Genomic DNA, 21,576 nt, shown 5'->3' on the forward strand with positions numbered 1-21,576 from the left:
TGCCTGACGGACCGGCGGAGACGGGACTTCCTTGTCCCGGCTCCGCCTTTCGCCCGCGTCCTGCGGGCTCTCCTGGCTTCCTCGCTTCGTTCAGCGCTGCGGATTGCCGGCCCAAAAGCGTCCCCGGCCTGTCCCGAAGCTTCAGTGTGTGCTGCTGAAAAGGGCAACATTTGCCAGAGGCGCTGGCGCGTCAGCTGCGGCAAAGTGCCATTCGCAGCGCTGAGGCTTTTACGTTGGGCCAGGAGCCTCACGCAGGGATGCGTGAGGCAGTTCGGGGCGGCCAGGACGGCCGATCCACGAACGATCCGTTGGCACGACGTGGAAGCCGAAGGCACCGCGTTAGCGGCGCGAGGACGGCCCGTGACGCAGCAGATGTGTCAGAGCCCGCACCAAAAATGCTTTCTTAACTAACAAGCATTACGCCATTCATGGCGACCTGGTTTTACTGCGTATCCGCCTGCCAGCCACCGCCCAGCGCGGCGATCAGACCGACGCTGCTGACCCACTGCGTGCTCTGCAGCGACAGCAAACTCTGCTGCGCGCTCAGGCTGCTGTTTTCGGTGGTGGCGACGTCGAGATAGTCGATCATTCCGGCATCATACTGATTGCGCGTTACGCGCGCCGATTCCTGCGCTGCGTCGGTGGCGCGCTGCTGTGCGGCGATTTCGCCCTGCAAAGTATTCAGCTGCACCAGATAATCTTCCACTTCGCCCATGCCGGTCAGCACCGACTGGCGATAGCTGGCAACGCTGGCATCATAGGCGGCGCGCGCCTGTTCGACTTTCGCTGAGGTGGCGCCGAAATCTAACAGCGTACCGCTCAGCTCCGGCCCCAAAGACCAGACGCGATTGGGCAGCGAGAACAAACTGTTGATCGCCGATGAACTCACGCCGCCGCTGGCGCTCAGCGTCAAATCGGGATAGTAACCGGCAATCGCCACGCCGACCGCCGCATTCGCCGCCGCCACGTTGCGCTCGGCGTAGGCGATATCGGGACGGCGCTGCAACAGCAGCGACGGCACGCTGTTCGGGATCGCGGGCAGCGCGGCCTCCAGCTTCGCCACCGGCAAGGAGAAATCCGCCGGAGCTCGGCCCAGCAGCAAGGCAATCGCGTGCTCCATCTGTGCACGCTGCCACTGGTAATCCTGCGCCGAGGCGTGGGCGCTCTCCAGCTGCATCTGCGCCTGCGCTAAGGTGGCGCGTGATTCGCTGCCCGCCGCGTATTTGTTTTCAATCACCGTCAGATAGCGTTGATAGGCCGCGATACTGCGCTGATAGAGCGCGATTTTCTCGTCGATGATGCGCAGGTGGAAATAGTCCTGCGCCAGTTCGGACTGCGCGCTCAAGGTGATATTCGCCAGCTCGGCTTTGCTGGCTTCGGCGCTGGCATGGTTCTCCTCCAGCGTGCGCCGCAGTTTGCCCCACACATCCAGCTCCCAGCTGGCGCTGAGATCGGCGGCATGGCTGTTGCTGACGCTACGTTGTCCGCTGGAGCTGGCGCGGCTGCCGCTGCGCGTGCTGCTGGCGTCGTAGCCTAGCGACGGCAACAACTCCACGCGTGATTGCCCAACTAACGCCTGCGCTTCGCGGTACTGCGCGGCATAGCTGGCAACGTTCTGGTTGGAGATGCTCACCTGCTTCAGCAGGCTAGCCAGCGTGGCATCGTGATACACCTGCCACCATTCACCTTTGCTATTTGCATCCTGCGGCGTCGCCTGCGTCCAGCCTTTGGCTTCTTTGAAATGGGTCGGCATCGCCATGCTCGGGCGCTGATAATCGGGGCCAACCGCGCAGCCCGCCAGCAACATCACGGTGAGCAACGGCGTAATTTTCAGAGACATTTTCATCTATCGGGATTCCACATGACGCAACCGCTGCCACTGACGTTGCGTGGCGCGGCTTAAACGGTCGAGCCAGAGATAAACCACCGGCGTAGTAAACAGCGTTAATAATTGGCTCAGCGCCAAACCACCGGCAATCGCCAGCCCGAGCGGGCTACGTAAGTCGGCATCGCCGCCGCTGCCCAGCGCCAGCGGCAGCGCGCCAAAGAAGGCGGCCAGCGTGGTCATCATGATCGGCCGGAAACGCATCAAGCAGGCTTGGGTGATCGCCTGCTGCGGCGTCATGCCTTGGCTGCGCTCGGCGTGAATCGCAAAGTCGATCATCATGATGGCGTTCTTTTTCACGATACCAATCAGCAGGATGATGCCGATCAGCGCGATCACCGTCAGCTGCGTGTTGGTCAGCAGCAGCAACAGCAGCGCGCCCACGCCCGCCGACGGCAGCGTTGAGAGAATGGTGATCGGGTGGATGTAACTCTCATATAGCACGCCGAGCACGATATACACCGCCGCCAGCGCCGCGATAATCAGCCACGGCATGGTGGCGGTAAGCTGGGCGAATGCGGCGGCGGTGCCGGCAAAACCGGCCTGAATACTGGAGGGCAAACCAAGCTGCGCCATTGCCTGCTTAATCAGCGCCTGCGCCTGCTCCAGCGACACGCCATCGTTGAGGTTAAACGCCACGGTGCTGGTGGCGGATTGGCCCTGATGCGCCACCGACAGCGGCGCGTTGCCGCCCTTGAAGCTGGCGAATGCGGCGAGCGGCACGCGATCGCCGCTGTCGTTAATCACATACAGCTGCTGCAAAATCGCCGGATCGCGCGTGTAGCTATTCTGCAGCGACATCACCACATGATACTGATTAAGCGTGTGATAGAGCGTGGCGACCTGACGCTGGCTGAAGGCGTTATTCAGCAGGGTGTCGAGCATCTGCACATCCACGCCCAACCGTTTCGCGCGGTCACGATCGATATTAATCACCACTTCCTGACCGCCGGTTTGCGAGTCGGAATCGACGCTGTTCAGCTGCGGGATTGCCGCCAGCGCCGCCTGCACTTTCGGCGTCCACTCACGTAGCAGATCGAGATCGTCGGCCTGCAAACTGTATTGATAGGTGGCGTTGGCGCTGCGCCCGCCGATGTGCAGATCCTGCGCCGCCATCAGGAACATCTGCGCGCCAGCGATATGGCTGGTTTTCATACTCAGGCGGTTCGCCACTTCGGTGGCGGTGGCATCGCGCTTGTCAAAATCCTTGAGGCGCACAAAGAAGTTGGCGCTGTTGCGCGAGCCGAACATGCCGCTGCCCATCGACGACATCACGCTCTCCACCGCCGGATCGGACTGGATGATGTGGGTGAACTGCAGCATTTTCGGCTTCATCGCCTGGAAGGAGATGTTCTGATCGGCACGCAGCGCGCCCATCAGCAGGCCGGTATCCTGATTGGGGAAAAAGCCTTTCTGCACCACGGAAAACAGGAACAGGTTGAGCAGCACGGTCAGCACCAGGCTGAACATCGTCAGCTTTTGGTGCGCCATCACCCAGGTTAACCCGCGCGAATAAGCCGCCAGCAATGCGTTAAGTTGGTTTTCGATAAACTGATACAGCGGATGCGGGCGTTGCGTGACTTTGGGCTTTGGCTTCAGCAGGCGCGCGCACAGCATCGGCGTCAGGCTCAGCGAGACAAACATCGAAATCAGCAGCGATACCGTCAGCGTGACGGCAAATTCGCGGAACAAGCGTCCGACGATGCTGCCCATCAGCAGAATCGGGATGAACACCGCAATCAACGACATAGTCATCGACAGCACGGTAAAACTCACTTCCTGCGCGCCACGCAGCGCCGCGCGCAGCGGACTGAGCCCTTCTTCGATATGGCGCGTGATGTTTTCCAGCACCACAATCGCGTCATCGACGACAAAGCCGGTGGCGATAATCAGCGCCATCAGCGACAGGTTATCGAGGCTGTAACCCAGCAGATACATCACCGCGCAGGTGCCAATCAGCGAAACCGGCAGCGCCAGCGCCGGGATAATCACCGCCTGCACGTTACGCAGAAACACAAACACCACGGCGATCACCAGCAGCATCGCCACCAGCAGCGTCTCTTCGGTGTCATACAGCGAGGCGCGCACCGTCGGCGAGCGATCCACCACCACTTTCAGTTGCGTATCGGCGGGCAGATTTTTTTCCAGCGCCGGCAGCTGCGCTTTGATGGCATCAATGGTGTCGAGCATGTTGGCACCGGCCTGGCGCTTAATGCCCACCATCACCGATGGCATGGCGTTGAGGAAACCGGCCTGATACTGATCTTCAACCGAGTCATACACGGTGGCGACATCATGCAGCCGCACCGCTTTGCCCTCTTGATACGTAACGATCAGATCCTGATACTGCGCGGCTTTATCCAGCTGGCCGTTGCTGTCCACCACCCACGACTGGCTGCTGCCCTGCAAAATCCCTTTCGGCTTATTGCTGGTGCTGTTGGCGATGGCGCTGCGCACCGTATCAAGCGAAATGCCGTACTGCGTCAGCTTCAGCGGCTGCAGATCGATACGCACCGCCGGTAAGGCGCTGCCCATCAGCGACACTTCGCCCACGCCTTTCACCTGGCCCATTGCCTGCTCGATTTTGCTTTCGGCCAGATCGTAGAGTTCGCCCGGCGTGCGCGTGGCGGACGTCAGCGCCAGCATCACAATCGGCGCATCCGATGGATTGGCTTTGCGATAGGTCGGCAGCGACTCCATTGCGCTCGGCAGCAAACTGCGTGCGGCGTTGATCGCCGCCTGCACGTCACGCGCCGCGCCGTTGATGTCGCGATCGAGATCAAACTGCAAAATCACGCTGGTCGATCCCTGCGAACTGGTCGAGGTCATCTCGGTGACGCCGGCAATCTGCCCCAGCGAACGCTCCAGCGGCGTAGCGACGGTGGCTGCCATGGTTTCCGGGCTGGCACCGGCCAGGCTGGCGCTCACCATGATAGTGGGGAAATCCACCTGCGGCAGCGGCGCCACCGGCAGCAGCCGATAGCCCAACGCGCCCAGCAGCAGGATCGCCAGCGTCAGCAGTAACGTGGCAACCGGGCGGAAGATAAACAGCCGGGTGAGGTTCATCGCTCGCCCCGCGCCTGCTGCTGCTTGCGCTGCATGTAGCGCTTGCCGCGCTGCGCAATGCCATCAAACCACAGGTAAATTACCGGCGTGGAGAACAGCGTCAGCACCTGGCTGACGATCAAACCGCCAACAATCACCAGACCGAGCGGCTGGCGCAGCTCGGCACCGGAACCGGACGCCAGCATCAGCGGCAGCGCACCGAGCAGCGCCGCCATGGTGGTCATCAGAATCGGGCGGAAGCGCAGCAAACACGCCTGATGAATCGCGTCCCGCGCGCTCATGTGCTGCTTGTTTTCCGCCTCCAGTGCGAAGTCGATCATCATAATCGCGTTCTTCTTGACGATACCGATCAGCAGAATTACGCCAATCAGCGCAATCAGGCTGAACTCGCTGCCCGCCAGCAGCAGCGTCAACAGCGCGCCGACCGCCGCCGACGGCAGCGTCGAGAGAATGGTCACCGGATGGATAAAGCTCTCATAGAGAATGCCGAGCACCACGTACATGGTGATTAATGCCGCCAGAATCAGCCACAGCGTGTTGCCGGTGGCGCTCTGGAATGCCGAGGTTTCGCCCTGATAACGCAAGGTGATGCTCGACGGCAAATTGAGCTGCTGCGTTACTGTGGCAATCGCCTTCTGCCCCTCTTCCAGCGAATAGCCTTTGTTGAGATTGAACGACACCATCACCGCCGGGAACTGATTGAGGCGCATGTGCATCAGCGAACCGGTGCGCTGGTGAATGGTGGCGATGGACGTGAGCTTCACCATGCCGGTGGTGGTTGTGGTGGTGTCATCCGTGGTGGACGTGCTGCTGCTTGCGCTGGTCACCGGCAAATAGACATCATCAAACGAAGCGGGCGATTGCTGATACTGCGGCGCCACTTCCAGCACCACGCGATACTGATTGGCCTGGGTAAAGATGGTGGAGACCAGACGCTGACCGAAGCTGTTGTACAGCGCGGTATCGACGTCGGCGGCGGTAATGCCGTAGCGCGCCGCTTTATCGCGGTTCAGCTCGACGTAGGCCACGCGGCCCTGATCCTGCAGGTTGCTCACCACGCCGTTAAACTCCGGACGCTGCTGCAAGGCGGCGACCATCTTCGGCGTCCAGCGCACCAGGTTTTCGCTGTCGGCATCATCCAGCGTGAATTGATACTGGCTCGGCGACACCTGATCGTTGACGGTTAAATCCTGCGCCGGTTGCAGATAGAGCTGAATGCCCGCCACCTGCTGCGCCGCCTGTTGCAGCTGTTTGATCACCACGTCGGCTTTGTCGTCGCGCTGGTCAAACGACTTGAGGTTGATCTGGATGCGCCCGCTATTCAGGCTGGTGTTGCTGCCATCAATACCGATGGTTGAGGACAAACTCTCCACCGACGGATTTTGCAGAATCACTTTCGCCAGCGCCTGCTGCCGCTTCGACATCTCGCTAAACGACACATCCTGCGACGCCACGGTGACGCCCTGAATCAGCCCGGTATCCTGCGTCGGAAAGAAGCCTTTCGGGATGGCGATATACAGCAGCGCGGTGAGCGCAAAGGTCGCCAGCGCCACCAGCAGCGTCAGCTTCTGATGGTTCAGCACCACCGTCAGCATGCGGTCGTAGCCGCGCACCAGCTTGTCGAACAGTTCGCCGCCTTTACGCGAGAAGCGCGACTGTTTTTCTGGCGGAATGTGCTGCAGCAGATAGGCGCACAGCATCGGCGTCAGCGTTAGCGACACCACCATCGACACCAGAATCGACACCGCCAGCGTGATGGCAAATTCCCGGAACAACCGCCCAACCACGTCGCCCATAAACAGCAGCGGGATCAGCACTGCAATCAGTGAGAAGGTCAGCGAGATGATGGTGAAGCCAATCTGCTGCGAGCCTTTCAGCGCCGCCTGCATCGGCGTTTCGCCCTCTTCCAGCCGCCGTGAAATGTTCTCCACCACCACAATCGCATCGTCGATAACGAAGCCGGTGGCGATGGTCAGCGCCATCAGCGACAGATTATTCAGGCTGAAGTCGGCCAGATACATCACGCCGAAGGTGCCAATCAGCGACAGCGGCACCGCCACACTGGGAATCAGCGTCGCCGCCACGTTGCGCAGGAACAGGAACGTCACCATCACCACCAGCGCCACCGATAGCATCAGCTCAAACTGCACGTCGCTGATCGAGGCGCGAATGGTTTGCGTGCGATCCGACAAGATGCTCATCTTCACGCCGTCCGGCAGCGCCGCCTGCAGCTTCGGCAGCTGCGCTTTGATGCTGTCCACCACCTGAATCACGTTGGCGCCCGGCTGGCGCTGCACGCTGATCACAATCGCCGGACTGTTGTTGGCCCACGCCGACTGGAAGCTGTTCTCCGGTCCCTGTTCGATATGCGCGATATCTTTTAGCCGCAGCGCCGCACCGTATTGGTAAGTGATGATCAAATTGCCGTACTCATCGGCGGTGCGCAGCTGATCGTTGGCGTCGATGGTCACCGAGTGATATTTGCCGTCGAAGCCGCCTTTCGAGCCGTTCACGTTGCTGTTGCCGATCAGCGTGTTGACGTCCTCCAGCGACAGCTGGTGCGCCGCCAGCGCTTTCGGGTCCATCTGCACGCGAATCGCCGGTTGATGGCCGCCCGCCAGCGTCACCATGCCGACGCCATTAATCTGCGACAGCTTGAGCGCCACGCGTGTGTTCACCAGATCCTGCACCTGCGTCAGCGGCAGCGTGTCGGAACTCACCGCCAGCGTAATCACGGCGGTATCGGCTGGGTTAACCTTTTTATAGGTCGGCGGATTGGGCAGATCGCTCGGCAGCAAGTTATTGGCAGCATTGATCGCCGCCTGCACTTCCTGCTCGGCGACATCCAGCGACAGATCGAGGCTGAACTTCAGCGTAACGATCGACGATCCGCTTGAACTGGTCGACGTCATCTGGCTCAACCCAGCCATTTGCCCGAGCTGGCGCTCCAGCGGCGAGGTGACGGACGACGCCATCACATCCGGGCTGGCACCGGGATAGAGCGTGGTGACCTGAATGGTTGGGTAATCCACCTGCGGCAGCGCCGAGGTGGAGAGAAAACGGTAAGAGAAGATCCCGGCGATCAGCACGCCGACCATCAGCAAAATGGTGGCGACCGGACGCTGGATAAACAGGCGAGACGGATTCATTTGGCCTCGGCGGTCGCGGTGGTTTTGCGCTCATCCGCCAGCTGCACTTTGCTGCCGTTGGTCAGGCGATCGATGCCTTCGGTCACCAGACGCTCGCCCGGTTCCACTCCGTTGAGAATCGCCTGCTGATCTTCACCAAACGTTGGCCCGGTGGTGACCGCTTTGCGCGTCACGGTGTTGTCTTTGTTGATGACAAACACGAAGCTGCCGTCGCTGCTCAGCTGCAGCGCCTGCGCCGGGATCACCGTGACATTTTTCAGGATGCTGGTTTGCAGTCGCAGATTAACGAACTGATTGGCAAACAGCGACTCGTCTTCATTCGCGAAGCTGGCTTTCAGCTCAATGGTGCCGGTCGCGGTATCGATCTGGTTGCTGATGAACTTCACCTCGCCCTGCGCCAGCGCGCGGCTGTTGTCCTGATCAAAGGCGGTGGCGGGCAGACTTTGCCCGCCGTGCAGCGCTTTGGTCAGCTGCGGAATGTTGCCCTGCGGCACGCTAAAGGTCACGGCGGCGGGCTGCATCTGCGTCACCACCACAATGCCAGTGGTATCAGTGGTTTGCACCATATTGCCGGGATCGACCAGACGCAAACCGACGCGTCCGCTGATTGGCGAGGTGATGCGCGCATACTCGATATCCAGTTTGGCGCTGGCGATCTGCGCTTCATCAGCGGCGACCGCGCCTTTGTACTGGCCGACGGTGGCGGTTTGGGTATCAAGATCCTGGCGCGACAGCGAGTCCTGCGTCGCCAGTTTCTGATAACGCACCAGCGTTAACTGCGCGCTTTTCAGCAACGCCTGATTCTGATTGAGATCGCCCTGATACTGCGCCAGCGTGGCCTGATAGCTGCGCGGATCGATCTGCGCCAGCAGCTGGCCGGCGCTAACTTTCTGCCCTTCGGTAAAGAACACTTTTTCCAGCTGTCCGGCGACGCGGCTGGTGACGGTGACGCTGGCGTTGGGGATCACCGTGCCGAGCGCGTTGAGGTATTCCGGCACATCCGCGCTGCTGGCGACGCCGCTGTGCACCAGCGTGGCACCGCCCATCATCATCGCCATGCCCGGCGGGCCACCCGCGCCACCGCGATGACCGCCGCGTGCGCCCGGCGGCTTTCCGCCGCCCGGCATGCCGCCGTGACCACCGACCACGCGCCAGATAACGCCCGCCACAATCAACAGCAAAACTAACAGGAGCAGCCATTTCAGCCAGCGGGAAAACGGGGAGCGGGAAGCGTTGTTAGTCATCAGGATCTTCAAGTTAGCCAGAAAACGGAAAATCCCCTGTAAAACAGGGGACTATTTCAAGGGGAAATCATCACTACGCGCATTATCGGTTGAATGCCCGCGCGAATTCCATACGCGAACCGTAAGGGTTTCGTTAAGGTGATTAAGATTTCCAGCCGCCGCCTAACGCCTTGTACAGGGTGATTTTCTGGCTCAATTGCCCCAGATGCGCACTGATCAGCGACTGCTGCGCACTGTAAAGCGATCGCTGGGCCACTAACACATTGAGATAATTGTCGACGCCTTGCTTGAAGCGCAATGTGGAGTAGTCGTAGTCGCGCTGATTGGCGCCAACCTCCTGTTGCAGCGCCGTCAGCTGATCCTGCCAGGTATCCTGACCGGCCAGCGCATCGTTCACCTCTTTAAACGCGGTCTGGATCGCCTTCTCATAGTCAGCAATCTCAATGCGTTTCTCGATATGCGCGATATTTAGGTTGGCCTGGTTTTTACCACCGTCAAAAATCGGCAGGTTAATCGATGGCATGAATGACCATGCGCCGGTGCCGCCGCCCAGCAGGCTGCCAAGCGAGCTGCTGGTGGAGCCGCCGGACGCGGTCAGCGTGATGCTCGGGAAGAAGGCGGCACGCGCCGCGCCGATATTGGCATTAGCCGCCTTCAGCATGTGCTCCGCCGCCATGATATCCGGGCGACGCGTCAGCAGATCCGACGGTAAGCCAGCGGGCGTGGCCGGGAAGTGCCAGTTGGCGTCCAGCGTGGCGTGTGACAGCAGCGTGGCGGGCAGATCGGTGCCGACCAGCAAGCGCAGCGCATCCACATCCTGCCGCACCTGACGCGTGTAACTCGCCACGTCCGCCTGCGCCGCCCGCACCGTGCTTTCGGCCTGCGCCAGATCCTGATCGCTGCTGGCACCGCCGTCGTAGCTGAGCTTGGTCAGGCGATACGATTCCTGCTGGCTTTGCGCGGTGTGTTGCGCCAGATGCAGCAGATCGTTATCCGAACTCAGCGTCAGCCACGCCGTCGCCACTTCCGCGATCAGTGAAATGCGCGTGGCGCGTTCGGTGGCGGCGCTCGACAGATAGGTTTCCTGCGCCTGATCGCTCAGGCTTTGCAGGCGGCCGAAGAAATCCAGCTCCCACGAGGTGACGCTCAAGCCGCTGTTCAGCTCGTGATAGGTCACCGCGCCGCTGGTTTTGGTGTTGTAGAGATTGGCCGGTTCATGCGCCGAAGTCTGGCTGGCCGTGGCGTTGATCGACGGCATCAGCGCCGCGCGCTGCACCGTGACGCCCTGCTGCGCCTCTTGCACGTTCAACGCCGCCACGCGCAGGTCGCGGTTGTTATCGAGCGACAGCTGGATCAGGTGGCGCAGCGTGGCATCGGTGAAGAAGTTCTGCCACGGTAAATCGGCGACGTTGCCGACGGGCGTCGCCTGATCGTATTTAGCGTCCACCGGCAGCGCCGGGCGCTGATAGTGCGGTGCCAGCGTACAACCGGCCAATGCCAGCGCGAGCGGCAACAGCGCCAGACGGAAGTTATTCATGTTCATTTTTAACCACCTCTGCGGATGTTTGTTTCTTACGCGCAAAGAACTGCGAAACCACCACGTAGAACATCGGCACAAAGAAGATGGCGAGGAAAGTCGCGGTGATCATACCGCCCGCCACCGCCGTACCAATCGAATGCTGGCTGCCTGCGCCCGCGCCGTTGGATATGGTCAGCGGCAGCACGCCGAGGATAAACGCCATCGAGGTCATGATGATGGGGCGGATACGCAGCCGCGCCGCTTCTACCGCCGCTTCCACCAGCGTTTTGCCCTCGCGCTCATGCAGCTCTTTGGCGAACTCCACGATCAGGATGGCGTTTTTCGCCGCCAGCCCCACGGTGGTCAGCAGGCCGACCTGGAAGAACACATCGTTCTGCAGGCCGCGCAGCAGCACCGCGCTGATGGTGCCGAGGATGCCGAGCGGCACCACCATGATCACCGAGAACGGAATCGACCAGCTCTCGTACAGCGCCGCCAGACACAGGAACACCACCAGAATCGAGATCAGATACAACTGCGTGGTTTGGCTGCCGGATGCCTGCTCCTCATACGAAATACCGTACCACTGCACGCGGAAACCGTGCGGCAGCTGCTTCGCCAGCTGTTCCACCGCCTTCATCGCTTCACCGGTACTCTGGCCCGGCGCGGGCGATCCGAGGATCTCCTCAGCGGTTAAGCCGTTAAAGCGTTCAAAGTGCGGCGAGCCGTACACCCATTTGCCCGAGGCGAAGGCGGAGAATGGCACCATGGTGCCGCTGCTGTTGCGGAAGTACCATTTGTCGAGATCCGACGGCGTGACGCGCGAGTCCGCTTTACCCATCAGATAGACCTCTTTCACGCGGCCGTTATACATGAACTGATCGATGTAGCTGGAGCCCCACGCCACCGACAAAGTGTTGTTGATGTCGGTCATGCTCAGGCCGAGCGCGCTGGCCTTCTCATCATTGATCTCCAGCTGATACTGCGGCTCATCTTCCAGCCCGTTAAGACGTACCTGCGCCAGATGTGGATCGTTGTTCGCCAACGTAATCAACTGATGCGCGGCATCCATCATCTGCTGATGGCTGTGCGCGCCGGTATCCTGCAGATAGAGATCGAAACCGGTGGCGTTGCCCAGCTCCATCACCGCCGGCGGCACCATGGCGAAGATTTTGGCGTTCTGGTAGTTGGCGAAGTGCGCCATCACGCGGTTCGCCAGGTCCTGCACGCTTTGCCCGCTGTGCGTGCGGTCGCCCCAATCTTTCAGGCGCACAAAAGCCATGGCGTTGCTCTGGCCGCGACCGGCAAAGTTAAAGCCCGCCACGCCAAAGGTGGTGGTCACCACCGACGCTTCGTTCTGTTGCAGATAGGCGTTGAGATCGTTGATCACCTGCTGAGTGCGCTGCGATGACGAGTTCACCGGCAGCGTGATCTGCACCATCATCAAGCCCTGATCTTCACCCGGCAGGAAGGTGGTTGGTACGCGGGTGAACAAAAAGCCCGTCACGCCGACGATCACCAGATAGATCACCAGGAACAGGCCGCGACGGGAAATTACTTTGCTGACGCCGCGCGTGTAGTGCATCGCGCCGCTGTCGAACTTGCGGTTAAACCAACCGGCGAATCCGGTGGTTTTGTGCTCCGCCGCTGCCGGTTTCAGCAAGGTGGCGCACAGCGCAGGCGTGAAGATCAGCGCCATGATCACCGACAACGCCATCGCCGAGACGATGGTGACCGAGAACTGGCGGTAAATCACGCCGGTCGATCCGGAGAAGAACGCCATCGGCAGCAGCACCGCCGACAGTACCAGCGCAATACCAAACAGCGCCCCCTGAATCTGCTGCATCGATTTAATGGTGGCGGCTTTCGGATCGAGCTGCTCTTCGTGCATTACGCGCTCAACGTTCTCCACCACCACAATGGCGTCATCCACCAGTAGCCCGATGGCCAGCACCATACCGAACATGGTGAGGGTGTTAATGCTGTAACCAAACGCCGACAGAATGCCGAAGGTGCCCAGCAGCACCACCGGCACCACCAGCGTGGTGATCAGCGTGGCGCGCAGGTTTTGCAGGAAGATCAGCATCACGAAGAACACCAGCACCACCGCTTCGATCAGCGTTTTCACCACCTCTTCAATCGAGGCGCTGACCACCGGCGAGGTGTCGTACGGATACTGAATCTCGACGTTATCCGGCAGCGAATCTTTCAGGTCGGCGATGGTTTGGCGCACCGCCTTGGCGGTATCCAGTTCATTGGCACCGGTTGCCAGACGCAACGCGATACCGGCGGCCGGTTTGCCGTTCATGGTGGCATCGATGCCGTAGCTTTGCGGCCCGAGCGCGACGCTGGCCACATCTTTCAGCCGCACCTGCGAGCCGTCGCTATTTACCTTCAGCAGTACATTCTCAAACTGCTGCACGGTGGTGAAACGGGTTTTGCCGAGGATCGTCGCCTGGGTTTTTGCGCCCTGAATGGTTGGCAAGCCGCCGAGTGAACCGGACGACACCTGCACGTTCTGGTTATCAATCGCCGTGGTGACATCGCTCGGCATCAGGTTGTATTTGTACAATTTGGCCGGATCGAGCCAGATGCGCATCGCGTATTCGGATCCCAGCACCATGAAGTCGCCGACGCCCGGCGTACGCGAGATCGGATCTTCCAGTTTCGACACCAGCATGTCGGCCAGATCGCCGTTAGTCAGCTTGCCGTCTTTGGCGATCAGCCCGATAACCATCATAAAGTTTTTCTGGTACTTACGGATGCGGATGCCTTGCTGCGTGACATCGGTGGGCAGCTGCGACTCCGCTAGCGACACGCGATCCTGCACCTGAACCTGGGCGATATCGGGATTGATGCCCTGATTAAAGGTGGCGATGATCTGCGCGCTGCCGTCCGAGGCGCTGCTCGACTCCAGATAACGCAAACCATCCAGGCCATTCAGCTGCTGCTCAATGACCTGCACCACGGTGTTTTGCGTGGTTTCGGCGCTGGCACCTGGATAGGTCACCGAGATAGAGACCGCTGGCGCGGAGATATTGGGATATTGATTGACCGGCAAACTGATGGCGGCAATCGCGCCGACCAGCATCACGATAATGGCGATAACCCAGGCGAAGATTGGACGTTCTATAAAAAACTTCGACATGCCGCCCCCTTATTGCGCCGCTGCGTCAGTCATCGAAAGACTCACCGCATTGGCAGATGGCGTGTCGTTGGTGTTGGCGACGCTGGTGGTCACTTTCACCCCGCTGCGCACGCTTTGCAGGTTGTTCACCACCACGTTTTCCCCTTGCTGCAGGCCCGAGGTCACCAGCCATTCTCCGTTGATCATCTCGCCGGTGTGGATGCTGCGCTGCTCGATGGTGTTGTCGCTTTTCACCACAAAGACATATGGCTGACCTTTGGTGTCATGCATGATCGACTCTTGCGGCAGCAGAATGCCTTGCTGCTGAATGCCCTGCGGGAAGCTGGCGTGCACGTACATGCCCGGCAGCAGTTGGTTATTCGGGTTCGGGAATACCGCGCGCAGCACCACGGTGCCGGTGGCGGTATCGACGTTCACTTCCGAGAACGCCAGCTTGCCCTGCTCGGCGTACTGGCTGTTATCTTCCAGCGACAAGCCCACGGCGGCGGTATTGTCGGCCACTTTGGCAATTTTGCCGTCGGCCAGCGCGCGGCGCAGGCGCAGCAAATCGGTGGAGGATTCGCTGACATCGACGTAGATCGGATCAAGCTGAGTGATAGTGGCGAGATAATCGGTTTGGCCGTTGGTGACCAGCGCACCGGCGGTATACAGAGAGCGGCTGATGTGGCCGGAGATCGGTGCTTTCACCAGCGTGTAGTCGAGATTCACTTTGGCGGTTTCCACGTCGGCCTGCGCTTCACGCGCGGCGGCGACCGCATCGTCGTAGGTTTGCTGGCTGATGGCGTGCGCGTTGGCCAGCGGCTGATAGCGCTTCACCACCATCGCATCGTTCTGCCAGGTCGCCATGGCTTTGTCGTAGGCCGCTTTATAGGTGGCCGGATCGATTTTATACAGCGGCTGGCCGGCTTTCACTTCACCGCCCTCGGTAAACAGGATTTTTTCAATTACGCCGCTCACCTGCGGACGCACCTGCGCGGTTCTCACCGCCGTGGTTCGGCCTGGCAATTGGCTGACAAGCGTAACGGGTTGCGCTTTGAGGTTGACCACGCCCACTTGCGGGGTGGCGGATGCGGCGGGCTTTGCTCCGCCCTGGTCACAGGCTGCCAGTAAAAACACCACGCTGGCAGAAAGAAGTTTCAGACGCATAGTTGTTCTCTAAAAGATAGGAAGGGAATAGTCACGAAGGTAATGACTCAAAAAGCCATTGTAGGGAGGCGGGTTAAGCGGGGTTGTTAAGGTTGCGTAAAATATATTTTCCAAAGGAAAATGGTAAACCTTTCGTGCCATAAAGGGTTGGGATTTTTAGCGTTTTGCGGGTTTTCAGCCCCGAAATCGATTATCGAAAATTTCGTAGCGGCGCAATTTATTGCGCAAGATAACAGCGGGAAAAAGGTCAAAGGAGCGCAATGAATTGCGCCGCTACGGTTATGTGCACGCAATAACAACCGATTTAACCTTTGGGTTCGATGCCTCTGCGGCGCAGCTCGCGGCGCGCCAGCTCTTTTAACCAGCACGACAGCGTGACGTTGTCGTCGTCGGTCACACTGCGCAGCTGCTCGTGCAGCTCTGGGTGAATACGTAACTGAAACGCCGAAGAACGGCCCTCGCCTTTTGGCGTGCGGTCTTTGGTTTTTGGCATCGCGGGTTGGCCTCAACGAGTCGCAATAAAAAATCGCCCCTTAAAGCGCTACCAACACCGTAAGGGGCTAGCGAACCGCCATGGAATGCGACATCGCGGTGCGTTACCTACAGGTTACACAACCCGATATTTTTATGTTGCCGGGGAAGTGTTAAGACTCAGACAAGAGGTGTGAGCGAGTTCGCACGGCAGTAAATTACAGGCAAAAAAAACCCACGCATCTGCGTGGGTCGGTGTAATAACAGGGTACTGCCAAAGCAGCTTGTTTCACACCCATCAATACCTCTGGGATCTCCATACTCGCACCGTTGAGTCGGTGAAAGACAGGTGCAAAAAGCAACGGTGTTTGGGGAAGTGAAACGAGGTGTGAATATTCTCCACACCTCACTTACACTTTTGATTTAACTAAGATTTGTCTGAAGAAGGTTTACTGTAGATCGCATCGGGTGCCACGTTCATGTGCTTGAGTACCGGGCCCATGATGTTGCCGAAGATCGGTGCTGCCACCGAGCCACCAAAGTGATCGCCCGCGGTGGGATGGTTGATCATTACCACCAGCGCCACTTCCGGATGGCTGGCGGGCGCGATGCCGGCGGTGTAGTTGATATAACCGCCATCGTACTTGCCGCTGGTGCCCATCTTCTCTGCTGTACCGGTTTTGGTCGCCAGACGATAACCCGGCACCGCCGCTCTTACCCCGGTGCCGCCCGGCAGTACGTCGCTCTCCAGCATATGCACCACGGTTTGCACCACCTGCGGATTCGCCACCTGTTTGCCTAACACCGGCGGCGTCACTTTGGTGATCGACAGTGGACGATAAACGCCGTACGAACCAAGCGTGGCGTATTCACGCGCAATCTGCAGCGGCGTGACGCGCAGGCCGTAGCCAAAGGCGAAGGTGGCGCGTTCGATATCAGCCCAGCGCTCGCGGTGCAGCGGGAAGTAACCCACGCTCTCGCCGGTCAATCCCAGTCCGGTAGGTTTACCCAGACCAAACGCCTGATAGGTATTAACCAGCGCTTCAGCGGGCATCGCCAGCGCAATGTGCGAGACGCCGATGTCACTCGATTTCTGCAAAATGCCGGTCATGGTGAGGCGCGGCCAGTGGCCAACGTCGCGAATTAAGTGGCCGTTGACGCTGTACGGCGTGGTATCGATCACCGAATCGGCGCGCACCAGATGGCGCTCCAGCCCTTCCATCACCACCAGCGGTTTCACCGTGGAGCCGGGTTCGTAGCTGTCGTTGATCGCCGAGTTACGCATCTGCGCCGGCGTGGCATTTTCATAGTTGTTCGGGTTGAACGACGGATAAGAGGCCATCGCCAGAATCTCGCCGGTATCGATTTTCACCAATACCGCCGCGCCCGAATCCGCTTTGTTAAGCAGCACGCCGTCGCGCAGTTTGCTGTAGAGCGTGAATTGGTCGAACTTGTCGATGCTGAGCTGCACGGTTGGCGGCTGTTGTGGCGGCTGGTAATCGATCATCGCAATGATGTTGCCTTCACCATCCTGACGATAAACTTCTTTGCCCGGATCTCCCTGCAGCACATGGTCGAAGCCCTTCTCGATGCCGTTCAGGCCATTGCTGTCGGCCCCTACAATGCCAATCAGTGGCGCGGCCGCTTCACTCATCGGATAGAAACGGCTGTCGTTATACACCGAGCTGATACCTTTGAGTTTCAGCTCGGCGATATCTTTGGCGATGCCGAGTTCGATTTTGCGGCCCAGATAGAGGAAGCGTTTTTTCGGGTTGGCGGTGATGGCCGCGCGCAGATCTTCCGGACGCTGATTGAGAGCGGCCGCCAGATAAGCCCATTTGGCGCTGGTGAAATCGGGATTTGCCTCCAGCACGCGCATTGGATCGGCGATGATGTCACGTGCCGGAACGCTCAGCGCTAACGCCTGGCCGTCGCGATCCAGCAAGGTGCCACGGTTAGTTGGCAACGTTACGGTACGCAGCGAGCGCTGATCGGCTTCGTGCTCCAGCATCGGATGCTTGATCAGCTGCAGGTCACCAACGCAAATCAGCAACAGCACCAAACAGCAGAAAACGCCAAGGCAGATCAGGCGAAAACGAAACGGGTTAAAGGGCGCTTTTATCTGGTCTTTTCCCAGAAATTTTTTTATTTGAGGCATGGCAATCCGCTGCTGTAAGTGAATCTGAAGCTTATTGCTTGCAGTTATAAAGAAACGTAAAGCGAGTTGACAGGAAAACTGTGTTTCGATTCGTTAAGCAAAAAAAAACCTGCGCATCTGCGCAGGTCGGTGTAATCAAGAAAACTTTTTGATGTTCACCCATCAATACCTCTGGGACCCTGACTGTAGCAAGGTGGCACGCTGGGAAACCATCGCCTAAACGCAACAGTTACCGGCAAAATGTAACCAGCGATGAGATTATTCGTTGCCCATTCACATCAGATGTTTTTTGATTTCCACCAGGCAACTCATGGCGTTAGGACCCTGCGTTAACGACGAGGTGCCGATATCCAATGTCAGGACATTCGGGTTGCCGGCGCGATCCCACGGTTGCCAGGCGCGACCAAAGCCAGGATCGAACCAGGCGCCGGTGGCGATGATCACCACGCCCGGCGTTACCCCGTCGGTCAGGCGCACACCGGCCAGCATGCGCCCGCGCGCGTTGCTCACCTCAATCTCATCGCCATCCTGAATATCACGCGTTGCCGCATCCTGCGGATGCATATATAGCGTCTCATGTCCGGCGGTTTTGTTGCCTTGCACCGTGGCGGTGGCGTCCATCTGGCTGTGCAGACGATCGGATGGCTGAATCGAGATCATATGCAGCGGGAACTGTGAACTGAGCGGCGCGCCCAGCCACTCTTGCGGCTCGCGCCACTCGGGATGTCCGGCGAAATCCTCCAGCTGATAATCGGCAATGGTTTGGCAGAACAGCTCAATCTTGCCGCTGGCGGTTTGAATTGGATGCGTTTCTGGGTTAGCGCGGAAATCATCCATAAACACGAACGGCTTGCCGCCTTCGGGAATCTCGACAAAACCGCGCTCCCAGAATTCCCCGAACTCCGGGAACGGAATATCACGGCGCGCATGCGCTACCGCGCACTGCTGATACAGATGCTCAATCCACTGCATCTCATTGCGCCCTTCGGTGAACACATCACGATAGCCGAGGCGATCGGCGATATCAGCGAAGATGTCGAAATCATTGCGCGCCTGATGCTGCGGCTTGATCGCCTGATGCATTGCCAGCACGAAGCGATCGCGAGACGATCCGCCGATGTCGTTGCGCTCCAGCGTGGTGGTCGCGGGCAACACGATATCCGCCATCTGCGCCGCCGGCGTCCAGACGATATCCTGCACAATCACGGTATCCGGGCGCTGCCAGCCTTCCACCAGACGATTGAGCTGCTGATGATGATGGAACGGATTGCCGCCCGCCCAGTGCACCAAATGGATATCCGGATAGTGCTGGGTTTCACCCTGGAATGCGTACGGCTGGCCGGGATTGAGCAGCATGTCGCTGATGCGCGCCACTGGAATCGACAAATTGCCCGGATTCGGGCCGGTGCTCATCATGGGTGCCGGGCCATCCTGACGCGGATTGCCGACGCTGTTCATCGAGCCATGACCAAAGGAGAAACCGCCGCCCGGCAAGCCTGGCTGACCGAGCATTGACGACAGCGCAATCATCATCCAGTACGGCTGCTCGCCGCGATGGGCGCGCTGTACCGAATAGGAGCAGGTAATAAAGCTGCGTTTGCCGATCAGCTGCTGCGCCAGCAAAGCAATGCGCGCCGCCGGAATGCCGGTAATGCTGCTGGCCCACTCAGGGGTTTTGGCGATGCCATCGCTTTCACCGAGCAGATAGCCGCGCAGCTGCGGCCAGCCGGTGCAGTGGCTGGCGAGGAAGCTTTCATCCAGCGCGTTATGCCTGGTGATTTCAAAACCCAGCGCCAGCATCAGCGCCACGTCGGTGTTCGGGCGAATCGGAATCCACTCGGCATTGACGAACGCCGGGCAGTCATCGCGCATTGGGCTGATGTTAATAATTGGCGTGCCTTTGGCACTGAGCTGCTCCAGCGCCGGTTTCAGGCTGTGCTGCCCTGCGCCGCCGGAAGCCACCTGCGCGTTTTTCAGCGCCAGGCCGCCGAAGGCGATAAAGATGTCGGCGTGCTGCACCACTTCCGGCCAGTCGGTGACGCGGCCGGTGAGCGGCATGTAGGTGCCAATCACGTACGGCAGGAAGAACTGCGCCGCGCCCCAGCTGTAGTTACCTTGCTGATCGACGCCGCCGCCGCCCTGAAAATAGAAGCGACGAATCAGCGTGCGCGCGTGGTTGACGCGTCCCGCCGATGACCAACCGTAAGAGCCGTTGAAAATGCCTGATGCGCCGTAGCGATCGCGCACGCGGCGATTCTCTTCCGCCACCAAATCCAGCGCGGTATCCCAATCCACCGCCACGAAATCTTCCCGACCGCGCAAGGTGCGATCGCTGTTCTCGCGCGACTTCAACCATGAACGGCGCACCATCGGCTGGCGAATACGCTTATCTGAATAGACCAGTTCAGGAATGGTGTTGAGCATCGGCGAAGGATCGGCATCGGCGAAGAAGGGTTCACAGCCAATCAGGCGATCGTTTTCGGTGACGGCAGTGAATGCGCCCCAGTGCGCCAGGTGTGGCACGCGAGTTTTCATGGTTTTTGGGTCCGGCAGGCAGGTGTGATTGTGTCTGGCAGCATAACATGAGCCTGTAACCGAGCTAAAGCGCGGCTGTGAGCGCCTGATTTTCCGTGCTTTTGCGACAGCGCTGGCATTCTGCCGGGTTGCTACAGGGTGGGTTTTCCGTAACACTGGTGGCATGTGTAAACGTTTTCCCGGATGTCGATAATCGCATGGCTACCATTAAGGATGTTGCCCGAATGGCTGGGGTGTCGGTTGCGACCGTCTCCCGCGTCATCAATAACTCGCCCAAAGCCAGCGAGAGTTCTCGCCTCGCCGTTACGGCGGCAATGGAGCAGTTGCAGTATCACCCGAACGCCAACGCACGCGCCCTGGCGCAGCAATCCACCGAAACCCTGGGTTTAGTGGTGGGCGATGTTTCCGATCCGTTTTTTGGCGCGATGGTCAAAGCGGTGGATGAAGTTGCGGGCCAGACCGGCAACTTTTTGCTGATTGGTAACGGTTACCACAATGAGCAAAAAGAGCGTCAGGCGATTGAGCAACTGATGCGCCATCGCTGCGCCGCCTTAGTGGTGCACGCCAAGAAAATCCCCGACGACGATTTAGAGATGCTGATGAAGCAGGTGCCGGGCATGGTGCTGCTGAATCGCCTGCTGAAAGGCTTTGAACATCGCTGCATCGCGCTGGATGACCGCTACGGCGCGTGGCTGGCAACGCGCCATCTGATTCAGCAAGGCCATACGCAAATCGCCTTTATCTGCTCCACGCACACCATTTCCGATGCCGAAGATCGTCTGCAAGGCTATTACGACGCGCTGAAAGAGCACGGTTTGCCGTGTAACGACCGTTTGGTGGCGTGGGGCGAACCGGACGAGGTGGGCGGCGAGCAGGCGATGACCGAATTGATGGGACGCGGCAAGCAGTTCACCGCGGTGGCCTGCTACAACGATTCGATGGCCGCCGGTGCGCTGGCGGTGCTGAGTGATAACGGCATTCGCGTGCCGGAAGAGATGTCGCTGATTGGCTTTGATGATGTGCTGGTGTCGCGCTATGTGCGTCCGCGTTTGACGACGGTGCGTTATCCGATAGTCACCATGGCGCAACAGGCGGCGCAACTGGCGCTGGCGTTAGCCAATGGCAGCGAGATGCCGGAAGTAACCAATATGTTTAGCCCCACGCTGGTAAGAAGGCATTCGGTGAGTGGGCCGGGTTAAATCCTGGTGCGCGCTTTCCCTCACCCTAACCCTCTCCCGCAAGCGGGAGAGGGAAT

The 21,576-nt window shown here is 59.4% G+C and carries 11 protein-coding genes; 1 reads left to right on the forward strand and 10 read right to left on the reverse strand.

Features of this window, described 5'->3' with window-relative positions:
- Positions 1–442 precede the first annotated feature (442 nt).
- The 10 genes from K5Y33_RS17480 to K5Y33_RS17525 form a co-directional block, all read right to left on the reverse strand.
- Positions 443–1,846 carry an efflux transporter outer membrane subunit gene (locus tag K5Y33_RS17480; protein WP_222234690.1) on the reverse strand — a complete coding sequence of 468 codons (1,404 nt, stop codon included), beginning with the start codon at positions 1,844–1,846 and terminating at the stop codon, positions 443–445.
- Positions 1,847–4,951: an efflux RND transporter permease subunit gene (locus tag K5Y33_RS17485; protein ID WP_222234691.1), complete on the reverse strand. Its 3,105-nt coding sequence runs from the start codon at positions 4,949–4,951 to the stop codon at positions 1,847–1,849. It abuts the gene before it with no gap.
- A complete protein-coding gene (locus K5Y33_RS17490; protein WP_222234693.1) occupies positions 4,948–8,100 on the reverse strand; it encodes an MdtB/MuxB family multidrug efflux RND transporter permease subunit in 3,153 nt (1,050 codons plus the stop codon). The genes K5Y33_RS17485 and K5Y33_RS17490 overlap by 4 nt, the downstream gene beginning before the upstream one ends.
- The gene (locus tag K5Y33_RS17495) at positions 8,097–9,344 is read right to left on the reverse strand and encodes an MdtA/MuxA family multidrug efflux RND transporter periplasmic adaptor subunit (RefSeq protein WP_222234694.1); all 1,248 of its coding nucleotides are present in this window, start codon (positions 9,342–9,344) and stop codon (positions 8,097–8,099) included. Before K5Y33_RS17495 ends, K5Y33_RS17490 begins: the two co-directional genes overlap by 4 nt.
- Before the next feature lie 142 nt (positions 9,345–9,486).
- A complete protein-coding gene (locus tag K5Y33_RS17500; RefSeq protein WP_222234695.1) occupies positions 9,487–10,887 on the reverse strand; it encodes an efflux transporter outer membrane subunit in 1,401 nt (466 codons plus the stop codon).
- Positions 10,874–14,011 (reverse strand): efflux RND transporter permease subunit, encoded by a 3,138-nt coding sequence (locus tag K5Y33_RS17505; RefSeq protein WP_222234696.1) that lies wholly within the window; start codon positions 14,009–14,011, stop codon positions 10,874–10,876. Before K5Y33_RS17505 ends, K5Y33_RS17500 begins: the two co-directional genes overlap by 14 nt.
- 9 nt (positions 14,012–14,020) lie before the next feature.
- Entirely contained in the window at positions 14,021–15,157 is a 1,137-nt protein-coding gene (locus K5Y33_RS17510) for an efflux RND transporter periplasmic adaptor subunit (protein ID WP_222234698.1), read from the reverse strand.
- A 304-nt stretch (positions 15,158–15,461) separates the two neighbouring features.
- A complete protein-coding gene (locus K5Y33_RS17515; RefSeq protein WP_061719884.1) occupies positions 15,462–15,650 on the reverse strand; it encodes a hypothetical protein in 189 nt (62 codons plus the stop codon).
- Between the two features lie 405 nt (positions 15,651–16,055).
- Complete coding sequence (locus K5Y33_RS17520; protein WP_101761978.1) at positions 16,056–17,786, reverse strand: penicillin-binding transpeptidase domain-containing protein; 1,731 nt, start codon at positions 17,784–17,786, stop codon at positions 16,056–16,058.
- A 273-nt stretch (positions 17,787–18,059) separates the two neighbouring features.
- Entirely contained in the window at positions 18,060–20,321 is a 2,262-nt protein-coding gene (locus K5Y33_RS17525; RefSeq protein ID WP_222234699.1) for a molybdopterin-dependent oxidoreductase, read from the reverse strand.
- 197 nt (positions 20,322–20,518) lie between these two features.
- Here K5Y33_RS17525 and galR point away from each other — a divergent pair, with 197 nt between their 5' ends.
- Positions 20,519–21,520 carry an HTH-type transcriptional regulator GalR gene (gene galR / locus K5Y33_RS17530; RefSeq protein ID WP_036649453.1) on the forward strand — a complete coding sequence of 334 codons (1,002 nt, stop codon included), beginning with the start codon at positions 20,519–20,521 and terminating at the stop codon, positions 21,518–21,520.
- Positions 21,521–21,576 lie beyond the last annotated feature (56 nt).

The organism is Pantoea sp. DY-17, assembly GCF_019795975.1.
GTDB lineage: Bacteria > Pseudomonadota > Gammaproteobacteria > Enterobacterales > Enterobacteriaceae > Pantoea > Pantoea leporis.